21 protein-coding genes and 1 pseudogene are annotated in these 21,527 nt (G+C 54.2%); 13 read left to right on the top strand and 9 right to left on the bottom strand.

The window, feature by feature from the left end:
- The first annotated feature begins 51 nt into the window (after positions 1-51).
- The 3 genes from cimA to RCA23_RS04865 are packed head-to-tail and all read left to right on the top strand — an operon-like array spanning position 52 to position 2,771.
- A complete protein-coding gene (gene cimA / locus RCA23_RS04875; RefSeq protein ID WP_044049348.1) occupies positions 52-1,674 on the top strand; it encodes a citramalate synthase in 1,623 nt (540 codons plus the stop codon).
- A 60-nt stretch (positions 1,675-1,734) separates the two neighbouring features.
- Positions 1,735-2,442 (top strand): AzlC family ABC transporter permease, encoded by a 708-nt coding sequence (locus tag RCA23_RS04870; protein WP_044049347.1) that lies wholly within the window; start codon positions 1,735-1,737, stop codon positions 2,440-2,442.
- Complete coding sequence (locus RCA23_RS04865; RefSeq protein ID WP_044049346.1) at positions 2,439-2,771, top strand: AzlD domain-containing protein; 333 nt, start codon at positions 2,439-2,441, stop codon at positions 2,769-2,771. The genes RCA23_RS04870 and RCA23_RS04865 overlap by 4 nt, the downstream gene beginning before the upstream one ends.
- Positions 2,772-2,789: 18 nt before the next feature.
- On the opposite strand, the gene iolB is transcribed toward RCA23_RS04865, so the two are convergent.
- The 7 genes from iolB to RCA23_RS04830 all read right to left on the bottom strand — a co-directional run bounded on the left by iolB (position 2,790) and on the right by RCA23_RS04830 (position 11,108).
- The gene (iolB, locus tag RCA23_RS04860; RefSeq protein ID WP_044049345.1) at positions 2,790-3,596 is read right to left on the bottom strand and encodes a 5-deoxy-glucuronate isomerase; all 807 of its coding nucleotides are present in this window, start codon (positions 3,594-3,596) and stop codon (positions 2,790-2,792) included.
- 105 nt (positions 3,597-3,701) lie between these two features.
- A complete protein-coding gene (locus RCA23_RS04855; RefSeq protein WP_044049344.1) occupies positions 3,702-4,922 on the bottom strand; it encodes a vWA domain-containing protein in 1,221 nt (406 codons plus the stop codon).
- Positions 4,922-5,809, bottom strand: a complete 888-nt coding sequence (locus RCA23_RS04850) for an AAA family ATPase (protein ID WP_044051297.1) — start codon at positions 5,807-5,809, stop codon at positions 4,922-4,924. The genes RCA23_RS04855 and RCA23_RS04850 overlap by 1 nt, the downstream gene beginning before the upstream one ends.
- Before the next feature lie 66 nt (positions 5,810-5,875).
- A complete protein-coding gene (locus tag RCA23_RS04845) occupies positions 5,876-6,667 on the bottom strand; it encodes an FAD binding domain-containing protein (RefSeq protein WP_044049343.1) in 792 nt (263 codons plus the stop codon).
- Between the two features lie 12 nt (positions 6,668-6,679).
- Positions 6,680-9,040 (bottom strand): xanthine dehydrogenase family protein molybdopterin-binding subunit, encoded by a 2,361-nt coding sequence (locus tag RCA23_RS04840; RefSeq protein WP_044049342.1) that lies wholly within the window; start codon positions 9,038-9,040, stop codon positions 6,680-6,682.
- Positions 9,041-9,051: 11 nt separating this feature from the next.
- The gene (locus tag RCA23_RS04835) at positions 9,052-9,534 is read right to left on the bottom strand and encodes a (2Fe-2S)-binding protein (protein WP_044049341.1); all 483 of its coding nucleotides are present in this window, start codon (positions 9,532-9,534) and stop codon (positions 9,052-9,054) included.
- A gap of 356 nt (positions 9,535-9,890) precedes the next feature.
- The gene (locus tag RCA23_RS04830; RefSeq protein ID WP_044049340.1) at positions 9,891-11,108 is read right to left on the bottom strand and encodes an FAD-binding domain-containing protein; all 1,218 of its coding nucleotides are present in this window, start codon (positions 11,106-11,108) and stop codon (positions 9,891-9,893) included.
- 171 nt (positions 11,109-11,279) lie between these two features.
- Between RCA23_RS04830 and RCA23_RS04825 the strand changes: the two genes are divergently transcribed.
- The 10 genes and pseudogenes from RCA23_RS04825 (at position 11,280) to RCA23_RS04775 (ending at position 20,231) form a co-directional block, all read left to right on the top strand.
- Positions 11,280-12,821, top strand: coding sequence for a cryptochrome/photolyase family protein (locus RCA23_RS04825; protein ID WP_044051296.1), 1,542 nt, complete (start codon positions 11,280-11,282; stop codon positions 12,819-12,821).
- Complete coding sequence (locus RCA23_RS04820; RefSeq protein WP_044049339.1) at positions 12,818-13,291, top strand: DUF3429 domain-containing protein; 474 nt, start codon at positions 12,818-12,820, stop codon at positions 13,289-13,291. The genes RCA23_RS04825 and RCA23_RS04820 overlap by 4 nt, the downstream gene beginning before the upstream one ends.
- Before the next feature lie 73 nt (positions 13,292-13,364).
- The gene (locus RCA23_RS04815; protein ID WP_044049338.1) at positions 13,365-14,570 is read left to right on the top strand and encodes a multidrug effflux MFS transporter; all 1,206 of its coding nucleotides are present in this window, start codon (positions 13,365-13,367) and stop codon (positions 14,568-14,570) included.
- Between the two features lie 146 nt (positions 14,571-14,716).
- The gene (locus tag RCA23_RS04810; protein ID WP_044049336.1) at positions 14,717-15,613 is read left to right on the top strand and encodes an NAD(P)-dependent oxidoreductase; all 897 of its coding nucleotides are present in this window, start codon (positions 14,717-14,719) and stop codon (positions 15,611-15,613) included.
- Positions 15,614-15,662: 49 nt separating this feature from the next.
- Positions 15,663-16,562, top strand: coding sequence for an aminotransferase class IV (locus RCA23_RS04805; RefSeq protein ID WP_044049335.1), 900 nt, complete (start codon positions 15,663-15,665; stop codon positions 16,560-16,562).
- A 121-nt stretch (positions 16,563-16,683) separates the two neighbouring features.
- Positions 16,684-17,037: a CidA/LrgA family protein gene (locus RCA23_RS04800; RefSeq protein WP_044049334.1), complete on the top strand. Its 354-nt coding sequence runs from the start codon at positions 16,684-16,686 to the stop codon at positions 17,035-17,037.
- On the top strand, positions 17,034-17,750 hold the full coding sequence (locus tag RCA23_RS04795) for an LrgB family protein (protein ID WP_044049333.1): 717 nt from the start codon (positions 17,034-17,036) through the stop codon (positions 17,748-17,750). Before RCA23_RS04800 ends, RCA23_RS04795 begins: the two co-directional genes overlap by 4 nt.
- Before the next feature lie 43 nt (positions 17,751-17,793).
- A complete protein-coding gene (locus tag RCA23_RS04785) occupies positions 17,794-18,540 on the top strand; it encodes a hypothetical protein (RefSeq protein WP_169701448.1) in 747 nt (248 codons plus the stop codon).
- 141 nt (positions 18,541-18,681) lie between these two features.
- Positions 18,682-18,840: pseudogene (locus RCA23_RS16740) on the top strand (IS6 family transposase); the annotation flags it as partial.
- Between the two features lie 231 nt (positions 18,841-19,071).
- Positions 19,072-20,231 (top strand): IS3 family transposase gene (locus RCA23_RS04775; RefSeq protein WP_169701334.1). Its coding sequence is split into 2 segments (ribosomal slippage): positions 19,072-19,321 and positions 19,321-20,231, totalling 1,161 coding nucleotides; the frame shifts between segments, so codons are not numbered across the junction.
- Positions 20,232-20,291: 60 nt separating this feature from the next.
- Here RCA23_RS04775 and RCA23_RS04770 read toward each other — a convergent pair.
- Positions 20,292-21,248: an alpha/beta hydrolase-fold protein gene (locus tag RCA23_RS04770; RefSeq protein ID WP_044049329.1), complete on the bottom strand. Its 957-nt coding sequence runs from the start codon at positions 21,246-21,248 to the stop codon at positions 20,292-20,294.
- 23 nt (positions 21,249-21,271) lie between these two features.
- Positions 21,272-21,424, bottom strand: a complete 153-nt coding sequence (locus RCA23_RS16410) for a hypothetical protein (protein WP_169701333.1) — start codon at positions 21,422-21,424, stop codon at positions 21,272-21,274.
- Between the last annotated feature and the right edge of the window lie 103 nt (positions 21,425-21,527).

Here is a 21,527-nt window from a genome sequence, read left to right as displayed (position 1 = left end):
GGTTGACCTTTCGCCTTGTGCTGGTTTTATGCGCGCAAACTGGAGCCCTTCATGACCAAAGAACGCCTATATGTCTATGACACCACCCTAAGGGATGGTCAGCAGACGCAGGGGGTGCAATTTTCACTTGCGGAAAAACAGCAAATCGCAGCGACCTTAGACGCGCTTGGCGTTGATTATATTGAGGGCGGCTGGCCAGGGGCCAATCCGATCGACAGCGCTTGGTTTGACAGCCAACCCAAACTCCGCGCCACCTTCACGGCCTTTGGCATGACCAAACGCGCCGGACATTCCGCCGAAAATGACACGGCGCTCAATGCTGTGGTCAATGCCAATACAGCGGCTGTCTGTCTGGTCGGTAAAACCCATGATTTTCATGTCGAAACGGCGCTTGGCATCACCTTGGACGAAAATATTGAGAACATTAGGCGCTCAATCGAGCATCTCGTCAGCCAGGGCCGGGAAGCTCTGTTTGATGCGGAACATTTCTTTGATGGCTATAAGGCCAATCCCGATTATGCACGCGCCTGCATTCAGGCCGCCTTTGCCGCAGGCGCACGTTGGATCGTGCTATGCGACACCAATGGGGGCGCCTTGCCGGCCGAGGTTGGCCAGATCGTGCAAGAGGTCATCACAGCCGGGCTGCCGGGTGATCATTTGGGCATTCACACCCATAACGATACAGAAAATGCTGTCGCCAATACCCTGGCTGCCATCGATGCAGGGGCACGGCAAATTCAAGGCACGCTGAACGGGTTGGGCGAGCGATGCGGTAATGCCAACCTCACCTCACTTCTGCCAATCCTCAAGCTCAAAGAGCCCTATCGGTCGAACTATGAGATCGGCGTCACTGATGCGGCTTTGCGGGACATAAAACGCGCCTCACGGGTGCTCGACGATATTCTCAACCGGATACCAGCGCCCCAGGCCCCTTTCGTCGGAGCCAGCGCATTTGTCCATAAAGCCGGCCTACATGCCAGCGCCATCCTCAAGAACCCTGTCACCTATGAGCATATCGACCCGGCCTTGGTCGGCAATCAACGCGACATCCCCATGTCGAACCAAGCCGGGCAATCGAACCTACGCAAACGCCTCAAAGAGGCAAATTTGATCGTCGAAAAAGACGACCCCGCATTGGGGCGTATTTTGGAATTGGTCAAAGAGCGCGAAGCACAAGGATATTCCTACGACACGGCACAAGCCAGTTTTGAGATATTGGCACGGCGCGAATTGGGGCTCTGTCCAGTTTTTTTTGAAGTCAAACGCTACAAAGTCTCAGTGGAGCGGCGCAAAAACAAATACAATCGCATGGTGTCTTTGTCCGAGGCATTGGTTGTGGTGCGGATTGATGGCGAAAAGAAAATGTCCGTCAGCGAGTCAATGGATGAGCTGGGCAATGACCGGGGCCCTGTGAATGCGCTCTCCAAAGCTCTGGCCAAAGACCTTGGCCCTTATCAGGCGATGATCGATGACATGAATTTGACCGATTACAAGGTGCGCATCACCCAAGGTGGCACAGAGGCCGTCACGCGCGTGGTGATCGATTGCGAAGACAGCAAAGGACGCAGCTGGGCCACCGTCGGCGTTTCCGCCAATATCGTGGACGCCAGCTTTGAGGCTTTGTTGGATGCGGTCAATTGGAAGTTAATTCGCGACACGGCCCCGCCGGCCTAGGGCGCATGGGCCCCCTGTGCTGCGGGCCATATCAAACCTATCTTGTAAAAGGCTGACCTGATGACACGCTCTTTAGAAAGTTCTGCTTTTTGGACAGGGGTTGTGGATGTCTTGCCCTTTATTGTCATGGTCGTGCCATTCGCAACCCTCTTTGGAGTTGTTGCCATTGAAGCGGGGCTGAGCCTGGCCCAAACCCTGAGCTTTTCCATTCTTGTCATCGCGGGCGCCTCGCAATTTGCCGCGCTGCAATTGATGCTCGACAATGCCGCCATTGGATTCATTCTCGCTGCCGCTTTGGCGGTTAACCTACGAATGGCCATGTATTCCGCTGCTTTGGCACCCCATTTGGGCGGCGCGCCTCTGTTGCAGCGGGCCTTTATTGGGTACTTGAACTTTGATCACAGCTATGTGCTCGCTGTTGCAAAATATGAAGACCAACCCGACATGCCCCTGCCCTCACGGGTGGCTTATTTTGCAGGGGTCTCGCTCACGATTGCGCCGCTATGGTGCCTGTTTACTTATATCGGCGCAGAGATTGGCACTTGGATACCCAGCAGTTTGGAGGTGTCCTTTGTCTTGCCTCTGGCGTTTTTGTCCACTGTGGCGCCCTTGCTGAAATCGCTGGCCCATATCGCCACCGCCTTTGTGTCAGTTGTTCTAGCCCTAGCACTGGCCAGCCTGCCGTCGGGCAGCGGGCTCTTGATTGCAGCTTTTTGCGCCATGGTCACAGGGGTCATTGTCGAAACACTGCTGGAGCGCAGCGCATGAATTACTCGCAATTTGAAATCTGGCTGATTATTGCGCTCATCGCGATCGGTACATTTGCCATTCGCTTTTCGTTTCTTGGATTGATCGGCTCAAAGCGCATGGCGCCTGTGATTGAGCGTATGCTGCGCTTTACCCCGGTCGCAGTCCTTCCGGGCATGGTGGCGCCCCTCGTGCTCTGGCCAACCGATGCCGCCGATGGGGTCACCCTGTTGCATCTGGCCGCCGCAAGTGCCGCCGTTGGCACGGCCTATCTGACCCGCAAGGTCATTTGGGGCATGTTAGCGGGCCTCGGCGTTTTCTTCGCCCCGGTGATATTCGCTTTACTCTAGGCCCGTGAGATCCAGCCCTCACCCATCGCGTTCCAAGATCCATTCCACCTCGGGCGCCGCCACAAATCGCCACTTGCGCAGCGGCCCGGCCATGACATTGAGATAATACATTTCAAAGCCATGTGGCGCACCGCAAGGGTGATGGCCGCGCGGCACACAGACCACATCCCCATCTTTGGCCGCCATTGTCTCATCCAATTGCCCATCATCCGTGTAGACCCGCTGAATCCCAAAGCCCGAGGCAGGGTTGAGCCGATGATAGTAGGTCTCCTCAAGATAGGTGATCCGCGGATAATCATCTTCATCGTGGCGATGGCTAGGATATGAGGACCAATGCCCGGGCGGGGTGAACACCTCTGTCACCAGCAAGCTGTCACAGTAATCTTCATTTTCCATCGCAATATTGTTGATGTAGCGGGTATTCACCCCCTTGCCCCGCTCCGTCAGTGTGATGCCCTCGGGCCCAATCCGCCGCGCCGCATGCCCCCCTTTGCCCGGCGCTGTGCACAGAGCAATGACACAATCGGTCTCGGCCACGGCCGCCCAGTCGGTGTCATTGGGCAGATAAAGACAATGGGGCGGCGTCTTTTCAAACACCGACATCCGCGCGCCCAAGACCCCCCAATCCTGCCCTGCGCCCCAGATCTGCGCTTTACCTTCCACCATCACCAAAATAACTTCGCGATCCCCCGTCAGCTCAGCCGCGCGCTCGCCCGCGCGTAAATGATAGAGGGAAAAGCCCACATAGCGCCAACCCGCAGATTGCGGCGTGATTTCATGCACTTTTCCATGGGTTCCAAAAGGTTTTTTAAGCAGATCGGACATTGCGCCCCTCATAAGTTGAACTGTCCACAGTCATAACTAACTGCAAGCGGGGCATCAATCACCCCGTGCAAGGCACAAACGGGCACCCATGGGGGACGCTGGCCCTCATGCGAGCAACCGCATCAAACGCGCCTTGTGATCGACACCGCGCCGGCCGTTCAAATGATCTGAAAGATCTTGCAAACTGCCAAGATTGTGGCAGGCCACCAGTGAGGACACATGCGGCAGCATGGCTTTGATGCCTGCGGCCTGCGGCGAGAATTGGTCCCAGCGCAACAAGGGATTAAGCCATATCAGATCCCGGGCTTGCAGGGCCAGTCGGGCGATTTCTCCTTCAAGCGCCGCAAGTCCCGACCGCTCAAGCCCATCACTTATGAGCAAAACCACGGCCGGGGCTGACAAAACCCGCCGGGCCCAGTCACGATTAAACGTCCCAAGGCTTTCAGAGATGCGGGTGCCGCCCTCCCAATCCTGCACATGTTGACCGATCGCAGCCAGAGCAGCATCGGGGTCTTTAATGGTCAGCTGAGGCGAAATATTATGCAGCTGAGTGCCGAAGGTGAAGCCATGCACTGCGGCCCAGTCCGACCCACGCGCCTGTGCGCAGGAATGGACAAAATGCATCATCATTCGGCTGTATCGGGTCATGGATCCAGAAATATCACATAGCACCACGAGGTTGAGCTGTCGGGGCTTTGCCCGCTGCTTCGGCAAAGTGAGCAGTTCACCGCCGCTGCGCCGCGCCTGTTGCAGCGCTTTTCGCCGGTCAATCCGTAAGGCCCGAGCCGCCGTCTCAAAACGCCGCCCCGCCAGCTGTGGTAAATCCAACTGCAGGCTTCGAATGGCCTGTTCGGCTTGGCGAATTTCCGTGGCATTCATTGCCTCAAAATCCTTTTGCATCAGTTTCTCCACATCTGAATGAGAAAACTGCGCATCCAGTTCCAACAGCTCTTGAGGGGGCAGATCGCGCGGCTTTCCCCCACCGGCCGCCATCGCCTCCGCGGCCCTATTCTGCGCCGGTTTCATGGGCTTCTCAACCGAAGGGGCCGTGATCACAGGCAGGAGGTTGGTGATCATATTTTCCAAGAAATCAGGATCGCGCCAGAACATTGCAAAGACTTGATCAAATATAAGCAGATGCTCTGGCCGGGTCACAATCATCGCCCGTAGGGTGGTGTGAAAATCCTGCCGCTTGGTGAAGCCAACCAGCTGCACCGCCCGCAGGGCCTCCAGGATTTGCGCCGTTCCAACCGGCACGCCGGCCCGGCGCAAGGCGCGGCCAAAATAGACGATATTGTCCGGCAATCTCCCTGCAGCATCTGCCATTACAGCGCCTGCATATCTTGCCTGATTTGCTCCAAAATCCGTGTTGCAGGCCCCCCGGTGATCTTGGCAATATCATCTTGATATTTCAGCACCGCACCAATGGTGTCTGTGATCACATCGGGTGAGAGTGCCACAACATCCAACGCCACAAGGCATTTGGCCCAGTCCAAGGTCTCGGCCAGTCCGGGCCGCTTGAACAGCTCTTCCTCGCGAAGCTTTTGGATGAAAGCCACCACCTCGCGGCTTAAATCGGCGTTCACCTCTGGCAGGCGGGCACGCAAAATTTCCATCTCACGGTCAAACCCCGGATAATCGACCCAGTGATAGAGACAGCGGCGCTTCAACGCGTCATGTACCTCACGCGTGCGGTTAGAGGTCAAAATCACAATCGGCGGTTCTGGGGCTTTGATCACGCCCAGCTCTGGCACGGTGACTTGAAAATCAGAGAGCGCCTCCAACAAAAACGCCTCAAAGGGTGCATCTGTGCGGTCAATCTCATCGATCAGCAAGACCGGCGGCCCAGAGGGATGCGGCTCAACCGCCTGCAATAAGGCACGTTTGATCAAGTATTTTTCTGAATATATGTCGCCTTGCTCCGCCCCATTGCGCATTGCCAGCATTTGGCCGGCGAAATTCCATTCATAGACCGAGCTGCTGGCGTCTAACCCTTCATAGCATTGCAAGCGGATCAAATCTCGCCCAAGAGTTTTGGCGATCACCTTGGCCAGTTCTGTTTTGCCAACGCCGGCTTCGCCCTCCAAAAAGATTGGTCGATTGAGCGTCAGGGAGAGGAAGGTCAAGGTCGACAGCGCACGATCGGCCACATAGCCTTCAGAGGCGAGCAGAGCGGTGGTTGCGTCGATGGACTGCGGCAAGTTTTGCAAGATATCTGCCCTATAAATTGGCAACACCAACCCCAAAAATGGGGTTGGTGTGTAAGGTTTGTGAAAGATCTAGCCCAAAGCGCGTTTGGCCATGACCTTGATCAAATTAGCGCGATATTCCGCATTTCCATGAAGATCAGACAAAAGCCCGTCCGATGAGATCTCGACCCCATCAACAGCAGAGGCCGACCAATCCGCACTCAAGGCCGCTTCCAGACCGTCATGGCGATAGACCCCGTCTTCACTCGCGCCGGTCACAGCAACCCGGACGCTGCCGTCGGCTGATTTGGCCACAAACACGCCGGCCATTGCATAGCGCGACGCCGGATTAGGGAACTTGCCATAACCACCTTTCGCCGGGGCGGTGAAGCTGATGGCGGTGATGATCTCATCCTCTTCTAAGGCTGTGGTAAACATACCTTCGAAAAAATCATCCGCTGCAATTTCACGAGAGGTTGTGTGGATCCGCGCATTCAAGGCTAGGGCCGCTGCTGGATAATCAGCCGCCGGATCATTATTGGCCAAAGACCCGCCAATCGTTCCGCGATGACGGACAGCGGGATCGCCGATATTCGCCGCAAGTTTACAAATCGAAGGGCACAGCGCGGCGAGAGCGGCATGTCCCGCCACTTCTGCATGGGGTGTCATCGCCCCAATGGTGACCTGATCACCGGCAATGGTAATCCCGCGCAGATCCGCCGCGCCGCTTAGATCAATCACATCTGTCGGATCGGCAAGTCGTTGTTTCATGGTGGGGATTAAGGTTTGCCCCCCGGCCAATATTTTCCCATCTTCAGAGGTGTTCAACAGGGCGGCAGCCTCTTGTGCGGTGGCCGCTTTATGAAAATTGGTCTCATACATCGTCCAAACTCCTTATTCAGCTGCTAGTTTTTGGCTCACATCCTGCAACGCGGCCCAAACCGCAGAGGGGGTGGCCGGCATTGAAAGATTGTTATTGCCAATGGCATCCGTGATGGCGTTGATCACCGCAGGCGGCGAGCCAATCGCACCGGCCTCCCCACAGCCCTTCATCCCAAGCGGGTTTCCAGGACAGGTGGTCGAGGCATGATGCACCGAATAATTTGGCAAATCATCGGCGCGCGGCATGGCGTAATCCATATAGCTGGCCGATAGCTGTTGACCGGCCGCGTCATAGACAACATTTTCAAGCATCGCTTGGCCAATGCCCTGCGCAATACCGCCATGCACTTGGCCTTCCACAATCATCGGGTTGATGATGGTGCCAAAGTCATCAGAGGCTACAAATTGCACCACCTCCGTCACCCCGGTTTCGGGATCCACTTCGACCTCACAAATGTAACACCCCGCTGGGAATGTGAAATTGGTCGGGTCATAAAAGGCGCTTTCTTTCAGACCCGGCTCCATGCCTTCGGGGATATTATGGGCCGTATAGGCTGCAAGACCAACCTCATGCCAGAGCATCTGTTTGTCAGTGCCAGCCACTTTCACGGCCCCACCTTCGATCACGATATCATCCTCGCCGGCCTCAAGCACATGGGCGGCGATTTTCTTGACCTTGGCTTCCACTTTATCCATCGCTTTCACAATGGCAGACATGCCGACAGCACCGGACCGGGAGCCATAGGTGCCCATACCAAATTGCACCTTATCGGTGTCGCCATGGACAATCTGGATGTTTTCCGTTGGCAAATCAAAACGTTCCGACACGATCTGCGCGAATGTGGTTTCATGCCCCTGCCCGTGGCTGTGCGAGCCTGTGAGGATCTCAATGGTGCCCACGGGATTGACCCGAACCTCTGCGCTTTCCCACAGGCCAACGCCTGCTCCAAGGCTTCCCACCGCAGCTGACGGTGCGATGCCGCAGGCTTCGATATAGTTGGAATAGCCCATCCCTCGCAGCTTGCCACGGCTGGCCGCTTCGGCTTTTCTTGCGGCAAAACCCGCCACATCTGCGGCCTCTTGGGCCTGCTTCAAATTGGCGTCAAAATCACCGCTGTCATAGGCCATAATCACAGGCGTTTGATGCGGGAAGCTGCGCACGAAGTTCTTTGATCGCAGCTCGGCAGGGTCCATGCCCATTTCACGCGCCGCCGTTTCCATGATGCGTTCAACCACATAACAGGCCTCTGGGCGCCCCGCTCCGCGGTAGGCATCCACCGGCACGGTATTGGTGTAAACCGCCTGAACATCGCAATAGATATTTGCAATATCATACTGGCCTGACAGCAAAGTCGCGTAGAGATAGGTCGGCACAGCCGAGCTAAACAGGGACATATACGCGCCCAAATTGGCTTTGGTGTTCACCTTCAAGCCCACAATCTTGCCATCGCTGTCAAAACCGATTTTCGCGGTTGAAACATGATCGCGCCCATGGGCATCGGTGAGGAAAGCCTCAGTGCGGTCTGAGGTCCATTTCACCGAACAGCCCGACTTCATCGAGGCCCAAAGACAGGCAATCTCTTCGGGATAAATATAAATCTTGGATCCAAAACCGCCGCCAACATCTGGCGCAATCACCCGCAATTTATGCTCAGGCGCGACGTTATAGAAAGCCGAGAGCACCAAACGGGCCACATGGGGGTTTTGACTTGTGGTATAAAGCGTGTAGTGATCTTCCGCCTCGTTAAAAGTGGCAATTGCAGATCGTGGCTCCATTGGATTGGGCGCCAAACGATTGTTGGTGATCTCCATCTCCGTCACATGCGCCGCAGAGGCCAAGGCCGCGTCGGTGGGCGCCAAATCTCCAATTTCCCAGTCAAAGATCAAGTTGCCAGGGGCATTGTCATGTAGTTGCGGTGCACCGGGGGCCAAGGCCTCGACCGAGCCGACCACAACGGGCAGCTCTTCATAGGTCACAACCACCGCCTCAGCGGCCAATTTTGCCTGGGATTTGCTATCAGCCACCACAATGGCAACGGCATCACCCACATAGCGCACCTTTTCGGTCGCCAAAGCGGACCAAGCGCCCATATTCATGGGGGTGCCATCTTTGGAGGTAATGCCCCAACCGCAGATGATGTTGCCGATGCCATCGGCGACCAATTCCGGGCCAGTCAAAACCGTTTCAACCCCCTCCATAGCCAAAGCCGCGGAGGTGTCCAGCGAGACTATCCGCGCATGCGCATGCGGGCTGCGCACAAAGGCGGCATAGGCTTGGTTGGCCTCGATGATATCGTCTGTGTAACGGCCTTTGCCGGTGATGAATCTCTTGTCTTCCTTGCGCAAAACGCGCGCGCCAATTCCTTCTGACATATCCCGTCCCCCTATGCTGACGTCATCTTGGACGCACCGTCCGCGATGGATTTCACAATGTTATGGTAGCCGGTGCAGCGACAAATATTACCTTCAAGCTCATGGCGGATATTTTCTTCCGTCAGTGTTTTGCCCTCGGCTTGATAGCGTGCGACCATATCGGTTGCGGTCATGATCATGCCCGGGGTGCAAAACCCGCATTGCAGACCATGGTTTTCCTTAAACGCCACCTGCATGGGATGCAGCTCATCTTTCGATTTCGCGAGCCCTTCCACGGTCGTCACCGCCGCGCCTTCAGCACTGGCCGCGAGCATGGTGCAGGATTTCATCGCCTTGCCATCCACATGCACAACACAAGCGCCGCATTGGCTGGTGTCACAGCCCACATGGGTGCCCGTCAGTCGCAAATGATCCCGGATATATTCGACCAACAAAGTATTGCCGGCAACATCACGAGATACCGATTTGCCGTTCACAGTCATCGCAATTTTCATTCATTTTCTCCCTATTCGTAGTCTTTATTTTTGGCGTTATCATCTTACGCAAAGTCTTTGGCCTATGTCTCACCCACCGTCTTGGCAAAATAACCTAAGCGCTAGGCTTAACACAAAAGACAGATCACAAAGATCAAGGCAAACGCCTCCCAGTTTATTAACAATGGGTTAAGCGCAGGAACGTTAAGGTCTTAACACTGAGCTTATTGCATTCCTTTCATTATGCAAGACGCGACGTGCCGAAACCATCGCGTCGCCAGCCATCGCCCCCGGCGAGCGACCAACACGAGACACCAACCGGGCCGCCCGCCCTCTCAACAAACGATCTGTTTGGATGGTAAAGATGGACGCAACGCTCATGCACAAATTGTGCGCAAGAACTTCGGAATTTGTTTTTTGACCTTAAAGAATCCCGCGGTCGCATGGGGCCAGACCATCGCATCCCAATCGCGCCGCCATTCCGTCAAGGAAATGCCGGCCGCCTCGAGCTCTGGTTGGGCGCGCGCAAGCCAATCGCGCAGGGGGCCAACAGGCACATAGGGCGTCACAATTTGCTGCGCGCCCGATTGCAGCGCCCACCGCGCAAGATCTGACGGCGCGCCAATCTGCGTCGCTGAGACAGCAAGACCCGATCTTTGCGCAACATCGGCCAAAGCACCCGCCTCGAACCGCACCACAAGCTGCGCGACATCACGCGGCGAACGCAGGGGGCTCGCCGCCAAAGTGGCCGCAGCGGTGCAGATCAAGTCTCGAAAGGGAAAATCTTCGATCCGGCAATCCTCCTCCGTAAACAAAATCGCGGTTGGAAGGTGCAGTTGCGGCGCATTTGGCACCCTTGGAGGATTGCACTCTGGCAGCCCGTCAGGTTCAAGCGCCTCCAGCCCAGAGGCGCTCTGCGTCAACTCTTGCGCGCGCGGCACAAAGCGTTCTTCGGTGAAGCGCGCAATATTGCTCGCCTGTGCGACATAGGGTTTGCCGCGCGTGTGCAGCCCCGCGACCCAGCGCCAACTCAAGGTATTGGAGGCCGGATCCCCGTCTAACAAGTTCTTCAAGAAAAAATCTGCCCCAAGGCGCCATGGCAATTTAAGCGTGAAGATCCAAATGGAGGCAAACCACATCCGCGCATGGTTGTGCAAATATCCGGTCTCAATCAGCTCAGCTGCCCAACTGTCGAAATAGTCCAGCCCGGTTTGCGCCGTTTCGGCGGCATGAACCGCTTGGCGCAGCCCCACATCACCCTCCAGCGCGGCCAAGTCTTGCCGCAACCCCGCGGTATAGTTGTTCCACACCTCGGGCCGCTGTTCCAACCACCCCTTAAAATAACTGCGCCAAATCACCTCATCAATGAACTTTGCAGAGGCTTCAGCGCCTTGCGTTTTTATGGCCGTGGCGATGACCTCGGGCTCAGTTATGAGCCGGCGTCGGATATAGGCTGATAGCATCGACACATCCTGATGCGCAGCCGGTCCCCGATCGAAGTTGCGCCCCTGGGCATAATCGCGCCCCATTTTCGCGGAAAACTGTTCAAGCCGCGCTTGCCCCGCCGCACGGGTTGCCGTCATCACTTGTGCCATCGCCAGCTCCTATGTTGCCTCTGAGCTATAGCGGCACGCCGATATTGCAATGCGCTCTTGGCCTCTCACCCAGCAAAAATTCAAAGCACCGCGTTGCAGCGCGGTCAAATCAATCTAGTTGAAGGTTCCAAGAGTGGGCACCAGCCTGGGCAAAACGGAATTGAGGGAAAAGTGGCGGTATTACGCGTAATCTTAGGCGATCAGCTCAGTCCAACAATATCGAGTTTGCACGGTGCCGATAAGACCAAAGACACCATCTTGATCTGTGAAGTTCAGCAAGAAGCCACCTATGTCAAACACCATAAGAAAAAACTAGTCTTCATTTTCTCCGCCATGCGGCATTTCGCACAAGAGCTGCGGGACGCAAAATACCGGGTGATCTACCACAAGCTCGATGATGCCACGCCTGTGTCACGCTTTTCCGATGCAGTGACCCGCGCGGCTCAAATGGGCGATTTTGACGAAATCGTCGTAACAGAGCCCAGCGAATATCGTGTTTTGGAAGAGATCAAGCTTTGGCCTGATCTGCTAAATCTGCCGGTCGATATCCGCCCCGACACGCGATTTCTCGCCAGCCACAGCGACTTTCAGAACTGGAGCGCGGGGCGCAAATCCTTGCGCATGGAATATTTCTATCGTGAAATGCGCAAGCGTTACAATATCTTGATGGAGGGTGACCAGCCGATTGGAGATCAATGGAATTTTGACAGCGACAACCGCAAAGCGCCCAATGCGACACTGACTATTCCCGACACGTTTCGCCTTGCGCCCGATGGCGTCACCCAAGAGGTCTGCGCGATGGTCGAACAGCTGTTCCCCGACCATATGGGCGCCGCCACCCCCTTCCATTTCGCCGTGACCGCTGAGGGCGCACGCGCGGCATTGCAGCAATTTGTTGAGGAACGCTTGGCCTTCTTTGGCGATTACCAAGATGCCATGCTTCAAGATGAAGCCTGGATGTTCCATGCCCATATTGGGCTCTATCTCAACACCGGCTTGTTGCTTCCGCTTGAGTGTATTGCCGCAGCCGAGCAGGCCTATCATCGAGGTCAAGCGCCTCTCAATGCGGTTGAAGGCTTTATAAGGCAAATTTTGGGGTGGCGCGAATTTGTGCGCGGTCTCTATTGGCAAAATATGCCCGGCTATGAAACGCTCAACTTTTTTGATGCCCAGCGCGATCTACCCGACTTCTACTGGACCGCTGACACGCGCATGAACTGTTTGCGCCAATCGGTGCAAGAGACGATAGATCATGCCTATGCGCACCACATCCAAAGGTTGATGGTTCTGGGGAATTTTGCGCTCCTGGCCGGTATCTTGCCCGCGCAGGTCAATGACTGGTTTTTAAGCGTTTATGCCGATGCCTTCGAATGGGTTGAACTGCCAAATGTCTCGGGCATGGCGCTCTTTGCCGATGGCGGTAAATTGGCCAGCAAACCCTATGCCTCTGGCGGTGGCTATATCAACAAAATGTCCAACTATTGCAAAGGCTGCAGCTATAGCGTCACGGCCAAAAACGGCCCAAAGGCCTGCCCATTTAATTACCTTTATTGGGATTTTCTCGACCGCAACCGCGCCAAGCTGCGCGCCAATCCACGGGTTGGCATGATGTACCGGGTTTACGATCACATGGATGCCGACAAACAACAGGCCATCCGATCCGATGCCGAACAATTTTTAAAAGATCTCGCAACACAAGACCGCACCCCATGAATTTTCTTAACAGCCGCGCCATTCGAACCCAAATCCCAACCGCCCCCTTGTGGCTTGGCCTTGCCGGCGTGCTGCCGTTTCTTTGGGGGGCTATAAGCGCTTGGAACACGGATATTTCCCGACCGATCGCCGATTGGCTCGGCCCCGGTTTTTTGGGGCGCGATCTACAGCTGACCTATGGCGCGGTGATCTTATCGTTTATGTCCGGGGTGCTTTGGGGGTTCGCGTGTAAAGCACCAAAGCAAAACGCCCCCTTATTTTTCGGCCTATCGGTCCTTCCAGCGCTCTGGGCGACTTTCGTGCTGGCCAGCAACGCGCCCGAGCAGCTTGCGGCGCTCAGCGCCGGATTCTTGGCGCTCTTCGGCCTAGATATCGTGTTCTTCCGTCACCGATTGACGCCAGATTGGTGGCTGAAATTGCGCGCGCTGCTGACGGCTTTGGTTTTGACCTGTTTGAGTGTTCCCGTTTAATGTAGCGCGGCAGGTGTTTACTTTTCAGTTCATTCCCATGACTAAGTTCTCATACATTTAAATCTGGAAACTCATGCGGATCTCAACTCCTGAATTTATCACCCTGATGGCCATGCTGGTCGCGACCGTTGCCATCTCGATCGATGCGATGTTGCCGGCGCTGCCCGATATCGCTGCGCAACTGACACCTGAGCGCCCCAATAACGTGCAGTTGATCTTGTCGACCTTCATTATTGGCATGTCTGCCGGTACATTAATCGCCGGCCCGCTGTCGGACAGCTTTGGCCGTAAAACCGTGATTTATTGGGGCGCGGGGCTTTATATTTTGGCCTCCATCATCTGTATTTTCGCCAGCAATCTTGAGACCATGATTATTGCGCGCCTCTGTCAAGGCTTCGGTGCCGCCGCCCCGCGCGTTGTCTCCCAAGCTTTGATCCGCGATCTGTATTCTGGGCGCCAAATGGCACAGATTTCCTCATTTGTTATGATTATTTTCTCCATTGTTCCCGCTCTTGCCCCCTTGCTTGGGGCAGGATTGATCTCAATTTTTGCTTGGCAATCAATCTTTGTGATTTTCATTGTATTTTCAGCCCTGAGCACCACTTGGACCGGATTGCGAATTCAAGAACCCCTAGCACCAGAGCAGCGCATCCCCTTCCGCAGAAAGGCTTTTCAAACCGCCTTGGTCGAGATATTTTCCCTCGGCATGGTGCGCATGTCGATGCTGACCATGGTGTTTGCCTATGCGATGCTGTTTTTGAGCATCCTCATGGTGCAACAGATCTTCGATCAATTCTACAACCGCGCCGACAGTTTTCCCCAATGGTTTGCCTTGGTGGCGGGCCTGTCCGCCTCGGCCAGTTTTCTCAACTCCATGATCGTCATGCGCCTCGGAATGCGTCGCCTGATCAGTGCGGCCCTGCGCATACAGATTGTCTGGAGCCTCGGGATGCTGCTTCTATACGCGCAAGGGCTGATGGCCGGTGATCTTGGCTTTGCGCTTTTCATCTTTTGGATTTTCGGACTGTTTTTTCAAGCCGGAATGACGTTGGGCAACCTCACAGCTTTGGCTATGGAGCCACTCGGGCATATCGCCGGCACAGCCGCCAGCGTCACCAGCGCGGTTGCGACCTTGGGCTCTATCCTATTGGCCTCGGTCGCCGGGCAATTTTTTGACGGGACACCGCTCATATTGATTGTCGCCATCTTTGTATTGTCTATCTGCGGATCCCTCAGCGCTCATCGCCTGAAACGATTTGAACGCAGGGCGGCCATGTAAGATGCAATCACCGCAGCAGGCAAACCGCCGGCGCCGCAAGGCCGCGACTTGACAAGGGCGCCTATTTTCACTCCAAATTCACCGAAGACGGCGCGGAGTTTCAGAACTGAAAGCGAGTCTCGGCAACACCGTAATAAGGACAAGTCATGAATAACACAGCAGAGACGATCGGATTTATAGGCGTTGGCCTTATGGGACACGGTATTGCAAAGAACCTCTTGGCGGCAGGTTACCCAGTCTATGTTCTGGCCCATCGCAATCGCGCGCCCGTGGAAGATCTTTTGTCCAAAGGCGCAAAGGAGGTCAAAACTCTGGCCGATATGGCGCGCAATACAACGGTCATCCACATTTGCGCGCCCGGCTCACCGGAAGTGGAGGCTATCGTGGTCGAGCTCTTGCCCGATCTGCGTCCAGACACAGTGATCATTGACTGCTCAACCTCAGATCCCAATTCGACAGCGCGACTGGCCGCGCGCCTGGCAGAACAGGGCTGCCATATGGCCGATGCACCTCTGGGCGGCACACCCGTTCAGGCCGAATCCGGCGAATTGTCGACCATGATTGGGGCAACAGAAGACATTTATGCCCGCATTACACCCGTGGTCGAAACTTGGGCGCGTTCCATCGTGCACATGGGAGACAATGGCGCCGGGCACAAAATGAAACTGCTCAACAATTTTTTGTCGCTCGGATATGCCGCGATGTATTCGGAGGCCCTGGCTCTGGCCGAAAAAGTCGGCATCACCACCGCGCAATTTGACTCCGTTATTCGTGGCAGCCGAATGGATTGCGGATTTTATCAAACCTTCATGGGCTATGCTGTGGAGGGCAATCGCGAGGCGCATAAATTCACGCTGAAAAACGCTTTGAAAGATACAAGTTATCTTGCCAACATGGCCGATGGTGTCAATTTGGCAAATCCCATTGGTGGCGCGGTGAAAAATAGTTTTGCCTTGGCATTCGCAGCAGGTGGTGACGGCCCGGAAGATTATGTGCCGCATCTGGTGGATTATGTTATGGCGCAAAATGGCGTGAAAAAATGAGCGCCATATTGCGCCCATGCGGCGCAATTGATCGCAAAAAGGCTATGAGATGACTTATTCAGCCGGCGCAGCTTGGATGGACGGCAAGGTCATACCGGTATCGGAGGCCAAAATTTCGGTGTTTGATTGGGGTTTGACCCGCTCTGATATCACATATGATGTCGTCCATGTATGGGAAGGCGCCTTCTTTCGGCTGGAAGATTACTTAGACCGCTTCATGGTTTCGATGGATAAATTGCGGCTTGATGTGGGCATGACTCGCGCAGAGATAAAGGCAGCTCTGGTCGAATTGGTGGCCACATCGGGGCTAAAGTCCGCCTATGTCTCCATGGTGGCCTCCCGCGGCACACCGCAGGTTCCCGGCACGCGTGATCCAAGAGCCTGCACCAACCATTTTTACGCCTGGGCCGTTCCATTCATCTGGGTGATCCCACAGGAGGTGGCACAACGAGGCGCCCATATTTCTGTAGAAGAGAACCTGCGGCGTATCCCGCCTCACTCAGTTGATCCGACGGTTAAAAACTATCACTGGGGTGACATGACCGCCGCCCTATTTAACGCATTAGATGCCGGCTATGACACCACCGTATTGCTCGACACCGATGGCTATGTAACCGAAGGGCCGGGCTTTAATATCTTTGCAGTTATTGACGGTAAAGTGCTGACACCCAGATCGGGAATGCTCGAAGGCATTTCCAGAAAAACCGTCTTGGAGATTTGCGCCGACCTTGGCATTCCCTGTGCACAGACCGACATTAGTCTTGATGAATTCCTATCCGCCGATGAGGTTTTTACCGCAACCACAGCCGGTGGCCCGGTGCCTGTGACGCGCGTGAATAAAACCATTTTGGGCAATGATGCCGTCGGCCCCATCACGGCACGACTGCTCAAAACCTATTGGGATTGGCACAATCGCGATGATTTGACGGAGAAAATCACCTACGTTTAAGCGCCTCTTTCACCTCAAGCTTTTGAACGGCAAGCGGCGCCCTTTTGATTGAATATCCTTAAACAGATTGCCACCCTGCCCATTCCCCGTCACTGTGAACCCGATAAGGAGTGTGGCGCAGATGCTTCGAACTTTAGGATTGCTTCTTGGCTGTCAACTTGCGGGGGAATTTATCGCGCGCGGGTTGGGCCTGCCTATTCCCGGCCCTGTCTTGGGCTTGGTGATTTTGCTGGCGGCTCTTGCCCTCAGGCCGCCTTTGGCGAGCGCCCTGCGCCCGACGACACAAGTTATCCTGGCCCATTTGTCTTTGATGTTTGTCCCCGCCGGTGTCGGGGTTATTGGCAATTTAGACGTTCTGTCATCAGATTGGGCCAGGTTGCTTGTGGTTCTCATCCTGTCGACAATTTTGTCAATGCTTGTGACCGTCGCCACATTTATTGCGATGAAACGGCTCATGTACAGGGTGCAAAAATGAATGATTTTGTCAGCCTTTGGAGCTATTTATCCGCCACGCCCTTGCTCTGGCTTACAGCCACAATTGCCGCCTATCTGATCGCCAAAAGCCTGGCCGCACGATTGGGAAATCCCTCCTGGGCCAACCCGGTATTGATGTCGGTCCTGCTGCTCTCACCGGTGCTTGTTTTGACCAAGACCGATTACGGCACCTATTTCGAAGGCGCGCAATTTATACATTTTCTGTTAGGGCCCGCAACGGTCGCTTTGGCCCTGCCCCTTTGGGACAACCGCGCCACGATCCAAAAATCCGTGATTCCCATCCTATGCGCCCTGGTCGTGGGCTCTACGGTGGCGGCAGGATCGGCCATTGTATTGGCGCAGTTTTTTGATCTGCCCCTAAGCGTCCTGCTGTCCCTCGCACCAAAATCCACCACGGCTCCCGTGGCCTTGGGCATTTCAGAAGCCGTGGGCGGCATTCCAACGCTCACAGCCGTTCTGGTTATTTTAACAGGGATCATTGGGGCAATCACCGTGACCCCGTTGATGAACATCCTGTCTATCACAGATTGGCAAGCACGGGGTTTTGCAGTGGGTGTCGCCGCCCACGGAATTGGCACGGCGCGCGCCTTCAAGGTCAACCCAATTGCCGGCGCCTATGCAGGCATTGCCATGGCCCTCAATGCCTTGCTCACAAGTCTCATTGTGCCGATCCTGATAAGATGGTTGACCTAGACTAGCAGAAGATCCGCTTGCCCAGTCAAAGACCCCTGCGGCAATATCAAAGCGACCTTGGCACCCATGCCCCCCCCATCATCGCCGCTGGAAAGGGTCGGAAACCTGGCTCAGCCTTGCAATTTTATGGCAATATTTTTGGTCTGCACATAGTTCCAGAGGGCCTCGCGACCTTTCTCGCGGCTCTGGGCTTGGCACCTCACTTCTAGCTCCACCCACACCGCGCGAGTTGCTTGTTGTGGGTGCGGGTGGACTAGGCCCACATGTGGCGATGGCGCATATAGCGGCGCGTCCGTCAATTTCGCGTGTGCGGATCTGGAATCGCACTTGGTCCCGTGCCGAGGCTTTGGCAGCTCTGCTTTGTACTCTAGGCATCGAGGCCACTGCAGCACCAGATCTTGATGCTGCAGTGGCTGAAGCTGATGTCATCAGTTGTGTGACCATGTCGCGCGCGCCTCTTGTGAAGGGAGCGTTGCTGAAACCTGGAGCACATCTCGACCTGGTAGGGTCGTACTTAACCGACATGCCTGAAACGGATGATGACGCGATGCGCCGTGGATCGGTCTACACGTGTTGCGACCGTGGCCGCGAAGAAGTGGGCGAACTGACGATACCAATAGCGTCCGGTGCGCTAAGCTTGGATGACATCCAAGGTGATGCATTCGACTTAGTGCAGGGGCGCCGCTCAGGGCGGGTCTCTGCTAAAGAGATCACCCTATTCAAGAATATTGGTGGTGCTCATCAGGACGTATTCACCGCAGCTATCCTAAAACAAGCTGCAGGGCTCTAGCCTTCTGAGATTAGAGGCTGGTTAATACGTATCCCTCACAAACAAAGTCTATAGCTGTGTCACTCTCAGCCGCGACACCCTCTCAAATCGGTGTTGTCAGACAAACTTGACGGTTTCGCGGCCGATCCCTATTTTTGTTAAATTACAACATGTTCTCCCTTCAAATATTTCAAGACCTCACCTGAAATCATCCGATTGGCGGTGATGTATTACATACGTTACCCATTGAGTTTTCGTCAGGTGGAAGACATCTTGCATGAACGCGGCGTCGATATCTGTCACGAAACAGTTCGGTTTTGGGCACTGTCAGAGAAAACTGCTTGAAGCGGGCAGGGCTAATTTGTAACCTCTTCTAATGGCAAAACACTCTCCATTTTGCTATTTTAAAACCAGCCCTGAAGTCATTCGTTTGGCGGTAAACCCTTAATCGTCATCAGGCATAAGCCCCGCATCATTGCTGCCTTTGACCTGCCCCCCGAAAGGTCCCTCACTTTAATGTAGAGTTTGCTTAACCTTTGAAGGAGCAAACAAATGCTACAGAGTCGTTTTACCGAAGCCCAGATTATCGGGATGATCAAAGAACAAGAAGCTGGGATGCCAACTGCTGAGGTGTGCCGCAGGCATGGCCTCAGTCCCGCGTCGTTCTACAAGTTCAAAGCCAAATACGGTGGCATGAACGTTTCTGACACCCACCGCCTTAAATCGCTTGAAGATGAGAACGGCAAACTGAAGCGTCTGTTGGCGGACACGATGTTGGACAATGTAGTTTTGAAAGATTTGCTGGGAAAGAACTGACGACACCGAACGTGCGACGGGCTGCAGCACGCAAGGCGATGCGGGATCATGATATCTCACAACGCCGAGCGTGCAGGCTTGTCGGTGTCGATCCCAAGACCGTCCGGCGCGATCAGCCGCCGGATAATCCAGAAGTTCGCGAAGAGATGAAGGCGATTGCCAGCAAGCGGCGTCGGTTCGGCTATCGCCGGATCGGCGTGCCGTTGGAACGCAAAGGAATGACCATGAACCACAAGAAGCTGTATCGCCTCTATACTGAAGAAAAGCTTGGCGTCAGGCGGCGAAGGGGCCGCAAACGCGCAAGGGGATCGCGCACACCGATGCCAGTTGCGTTACGGCAAGGTGAACGTTGGTCTCTGGATTTTGTGTCCGACACTTTTGGCGCGTCACGCAAGTTCCGCATGTTGACCGTGAATGATGATTGCTGCCGCGAGAACCTGTGTTTGATGGCTGATACCAGTATCTCGGGCGCTCGGGTTGCACGGGAACTGGATGCGCTTGTCCGTATCTACGGGAAGCCAGCCTGCATCGTCTCGGACAATGGGACGGAGTTCACCAGTCGTGCGATCCTGAAGTGGGCGGGCGAGAACGATGTGGATTGGCATTACATCGATCCGGGAAAACCGCAGCAGAATGGCTTCATCGAAAGCTTCAATGGCAGCCTGAGAGACGAGCTGCTGAACGAGGAAATCTTCGATACGTTAGACGATGCCCGCCGCAAACTGGCCCTTTGGCGATACGATTACAACAACGTCAGACCGCACTCATCTCTGGGCAACCAAACACCCGCTGAAGCGCGCCGAGCGCTTGAGAAATTTGAGGGCTCCGCACACGACGCGCTTGCTCAAACTGACGAAGAAGAATATGAAATCCAAACCCGCAAACTCTCGTTATGAATGAGGGAGCCTCGGGGGGCAGGTCAGAACCGCTGGTGGCCTTGTGCAGCAGTACCTTGGTTACTGGTGAATAATTAAAAATTTATTGATTATATTTTGAGTCTCGGCGCTGTTGCAGTCCATTAGATGTGTGCTGTGCCCCTTGCCACAATTTTGGTTAACCAGTTGCAATGTTTCTGGAAACGCACTTTGTAAAAACTCTAGATCCGTAGACCGATTATATTCATCATCCTCATAAGCAAATACCAGCCTTTTAAGTGCAGGATTATTGGTCATCATTTTTTGCTGCTCTGGCCGGACTATTTGTCGCCAAATTGGGTATAAATCCACTTCATGTCTTGGCCCGCAGCAAGCAGGAGCAAATGCGATCACACCATTGAATTTTTCTGGAAAAGTGTCAGCTGCAATCAAAGCGGACCAACCGCCCGCTGAATGACCCGCAACAAAGATATTTTCTGGCCTCACATTAGCTGCATGAAGGCTATCTATGAGATTATTCAACTCAACAACTCGCTGCAGGATATAAGATCCATTAGCATGCCCAAATTGGTAATGGACACCATCACCGGGAAGATTTTCCTGTAATTTTTGGGAATCAGCAGCGGAAGAACAAAGATAGTAAATATGAAAATTAACAAAGCCCAGTACTTGTTTTATAGATTTTGGCACCGCGTTATAACTCCAATGACAATTTTCCTGCTGCCGAGGATTATTTGTGCCGTGCATATAAATTATAACCTTTTGAGAAGCAGCCTCATTCAGTTTTTTGAGATCAAGCTCATTGATAGCAGCGCCACAGGGTCTTCCAGTATCACTCAAAAATTGGCACATTGCATTCTTTGTTTCCGGATCCCAAAATCCATCAATGGGACCTTCATATAATCTCAACAAAGTAAGATTTTTTTGAAGTTTAATGACTGAAAATTTTTCCTCAGCTGCAACTTCACATGAAAGCAATATAAAAAAGACAACTATGATTTTATGCATTGGTAAAACCTGATAAAATGAATCAACCACAGCCTAGTCAAGCAGATATAAATTTAAGGTGCTTCCAGACTGGTTATAAATCGTATCACATTGCTGGCACAACCTAAACCCAGGCGCTCAATAATTGTGGCCATTTGTATAGTCAAAACTTCAACTTGCCTCAGCTTCATTACAATTTCTTCAAGTTTGTAGAGCTTGAGATCCATATTGATCCCCTAGCTCTTAACTATAGGGGGCACCAATTCAAAGGGAGAGAAAAACAAACGGACACTGAGGTTAGAACCAAGAATGTTTAAACGAAGGCGACTG

The sequence above is a fragment of the Planktomarina temperata RCA23 genome, from assembly GCF_000738435.1.
GTDB lineage: Bacteria > Pseudomonadota > Alphaproteobacteria > Rhodobacterales > Rhodobacteraceae > Planktomarina > Planktomarina temperata.
This window is presented reverse-complemented; position numbering and strand designations above follow the sequence as displayed.

Bases quoted from the DNA above. Each gene is read 5' to 3' on its own strand.
- cimA (WP_044049348.1), top strand. From the start codon at position 52: ATGACCAAAGAACGCCTATATGTCTATGACACCACCCTAAGGGATGGT.
- RCA23_RS04870 (WP_044049347.1), top strand. From the start codon at position 1,735: ATGACACGCTCTTTAGAAAGTTCTGCTTTTTGGACAGGGGTTGTGGAT.
- RCA23_RS04865 (WP_044049346.1), top strand. From the start codon at position 2,439: ATGAATTACTCGCAATTTGAAATCTGGCTGATTATTGCGCTCATCGCG.
- iolB (WP_044049345.1), bottom strand. From the start codon at position 3,596: ATGTCCGATCTGCTTAAAAAACCTTTTGGAACCCATGGAAAAGTGCAT.
- RCA23_RS04855 (WP_044049344.1), bottom strand. From the start codon at position 4,922: ATGGCAGATGCTGCAGGGAGATTGCCGGACAATATCGTCTATTTTGGC.
- RCA23_RS04845 (WP_044049343.1), bottom strand. From the start codon at position 6,667: ATGTATGAGACCAATTTTCATAAAGCGGCCACCGCACAAGAGGCTGCC.
- RCA23_RS04840 (WP_044049342.1), bottom strand. From the start codon at position 9,040: ATGTCAGAAGGAATTGGCGCGCGCGTTTTGCGCAAGGAAGACAAGAGA.
- RCA23_RS04835 (WP_044049341.1), bottom strand. From the start codon at position 9,534: ATGAAAATTGCGATGACTGTGAACGGCAAATCGGTATCTCGTGATGTT.
- RCA23_RS04830 (WP_044049340.1), bottom strand. From the start codon at position 11,108: ATGGCACAAGTGATGACGGCAACCCGTGCGGCGGGGCAAGCGCGGCTT.
- RCA23_RS04820 (WP_044049339.1), top strand. From the start codon at position 12,818: ATGAATTTTCTTAACAGCCGCGCCATTCGAACCCAAATCCCAACCGCC.
- RCA23_RS04815 (WP_044049338.1), top strand. From the start codon at position 13,365: ATGCGGATCTCAACTCCTGAATTTATCACCCTGATGGCCATGCTGGTC.
- RCA23_RS04810 (WP_044049336.1), top strand. From the start codon at position 14,717: ATGAATAACACAGCAGAGACGATCGGATTTATAGGCGTTGGCCTTATG.
- RCA23_RS04805 (WP_044049335.1), top strand. From the start codon at position 15,663: ATGACTTATTCAGCCGGCGCAGCTTGGATGGACGGCAAGGTCATACCG.
- RCA23_RS04800 (WP_044049334.1), top strand. From the start codon at position 16,684: ATGCTTCGAACTTTAGGATTGCTTCTTGGCTGTCAACTTGCGGGGGAA.
- RCA23_RS04795 (WP_044049333.1), top strand. From the start codon at position 17,034: ATGAATGATTTTGTCAGCCTTTGGAGCTATTTATCCGCCACGCCCTTG.
- RCA23_RS16410 (WP_169701333.1), bottom strand. From the start codon at position 21,424: ATGGATCTCAAGCTCTACAAACTTGAAGAAATTGTAATGAAGCTGAGG.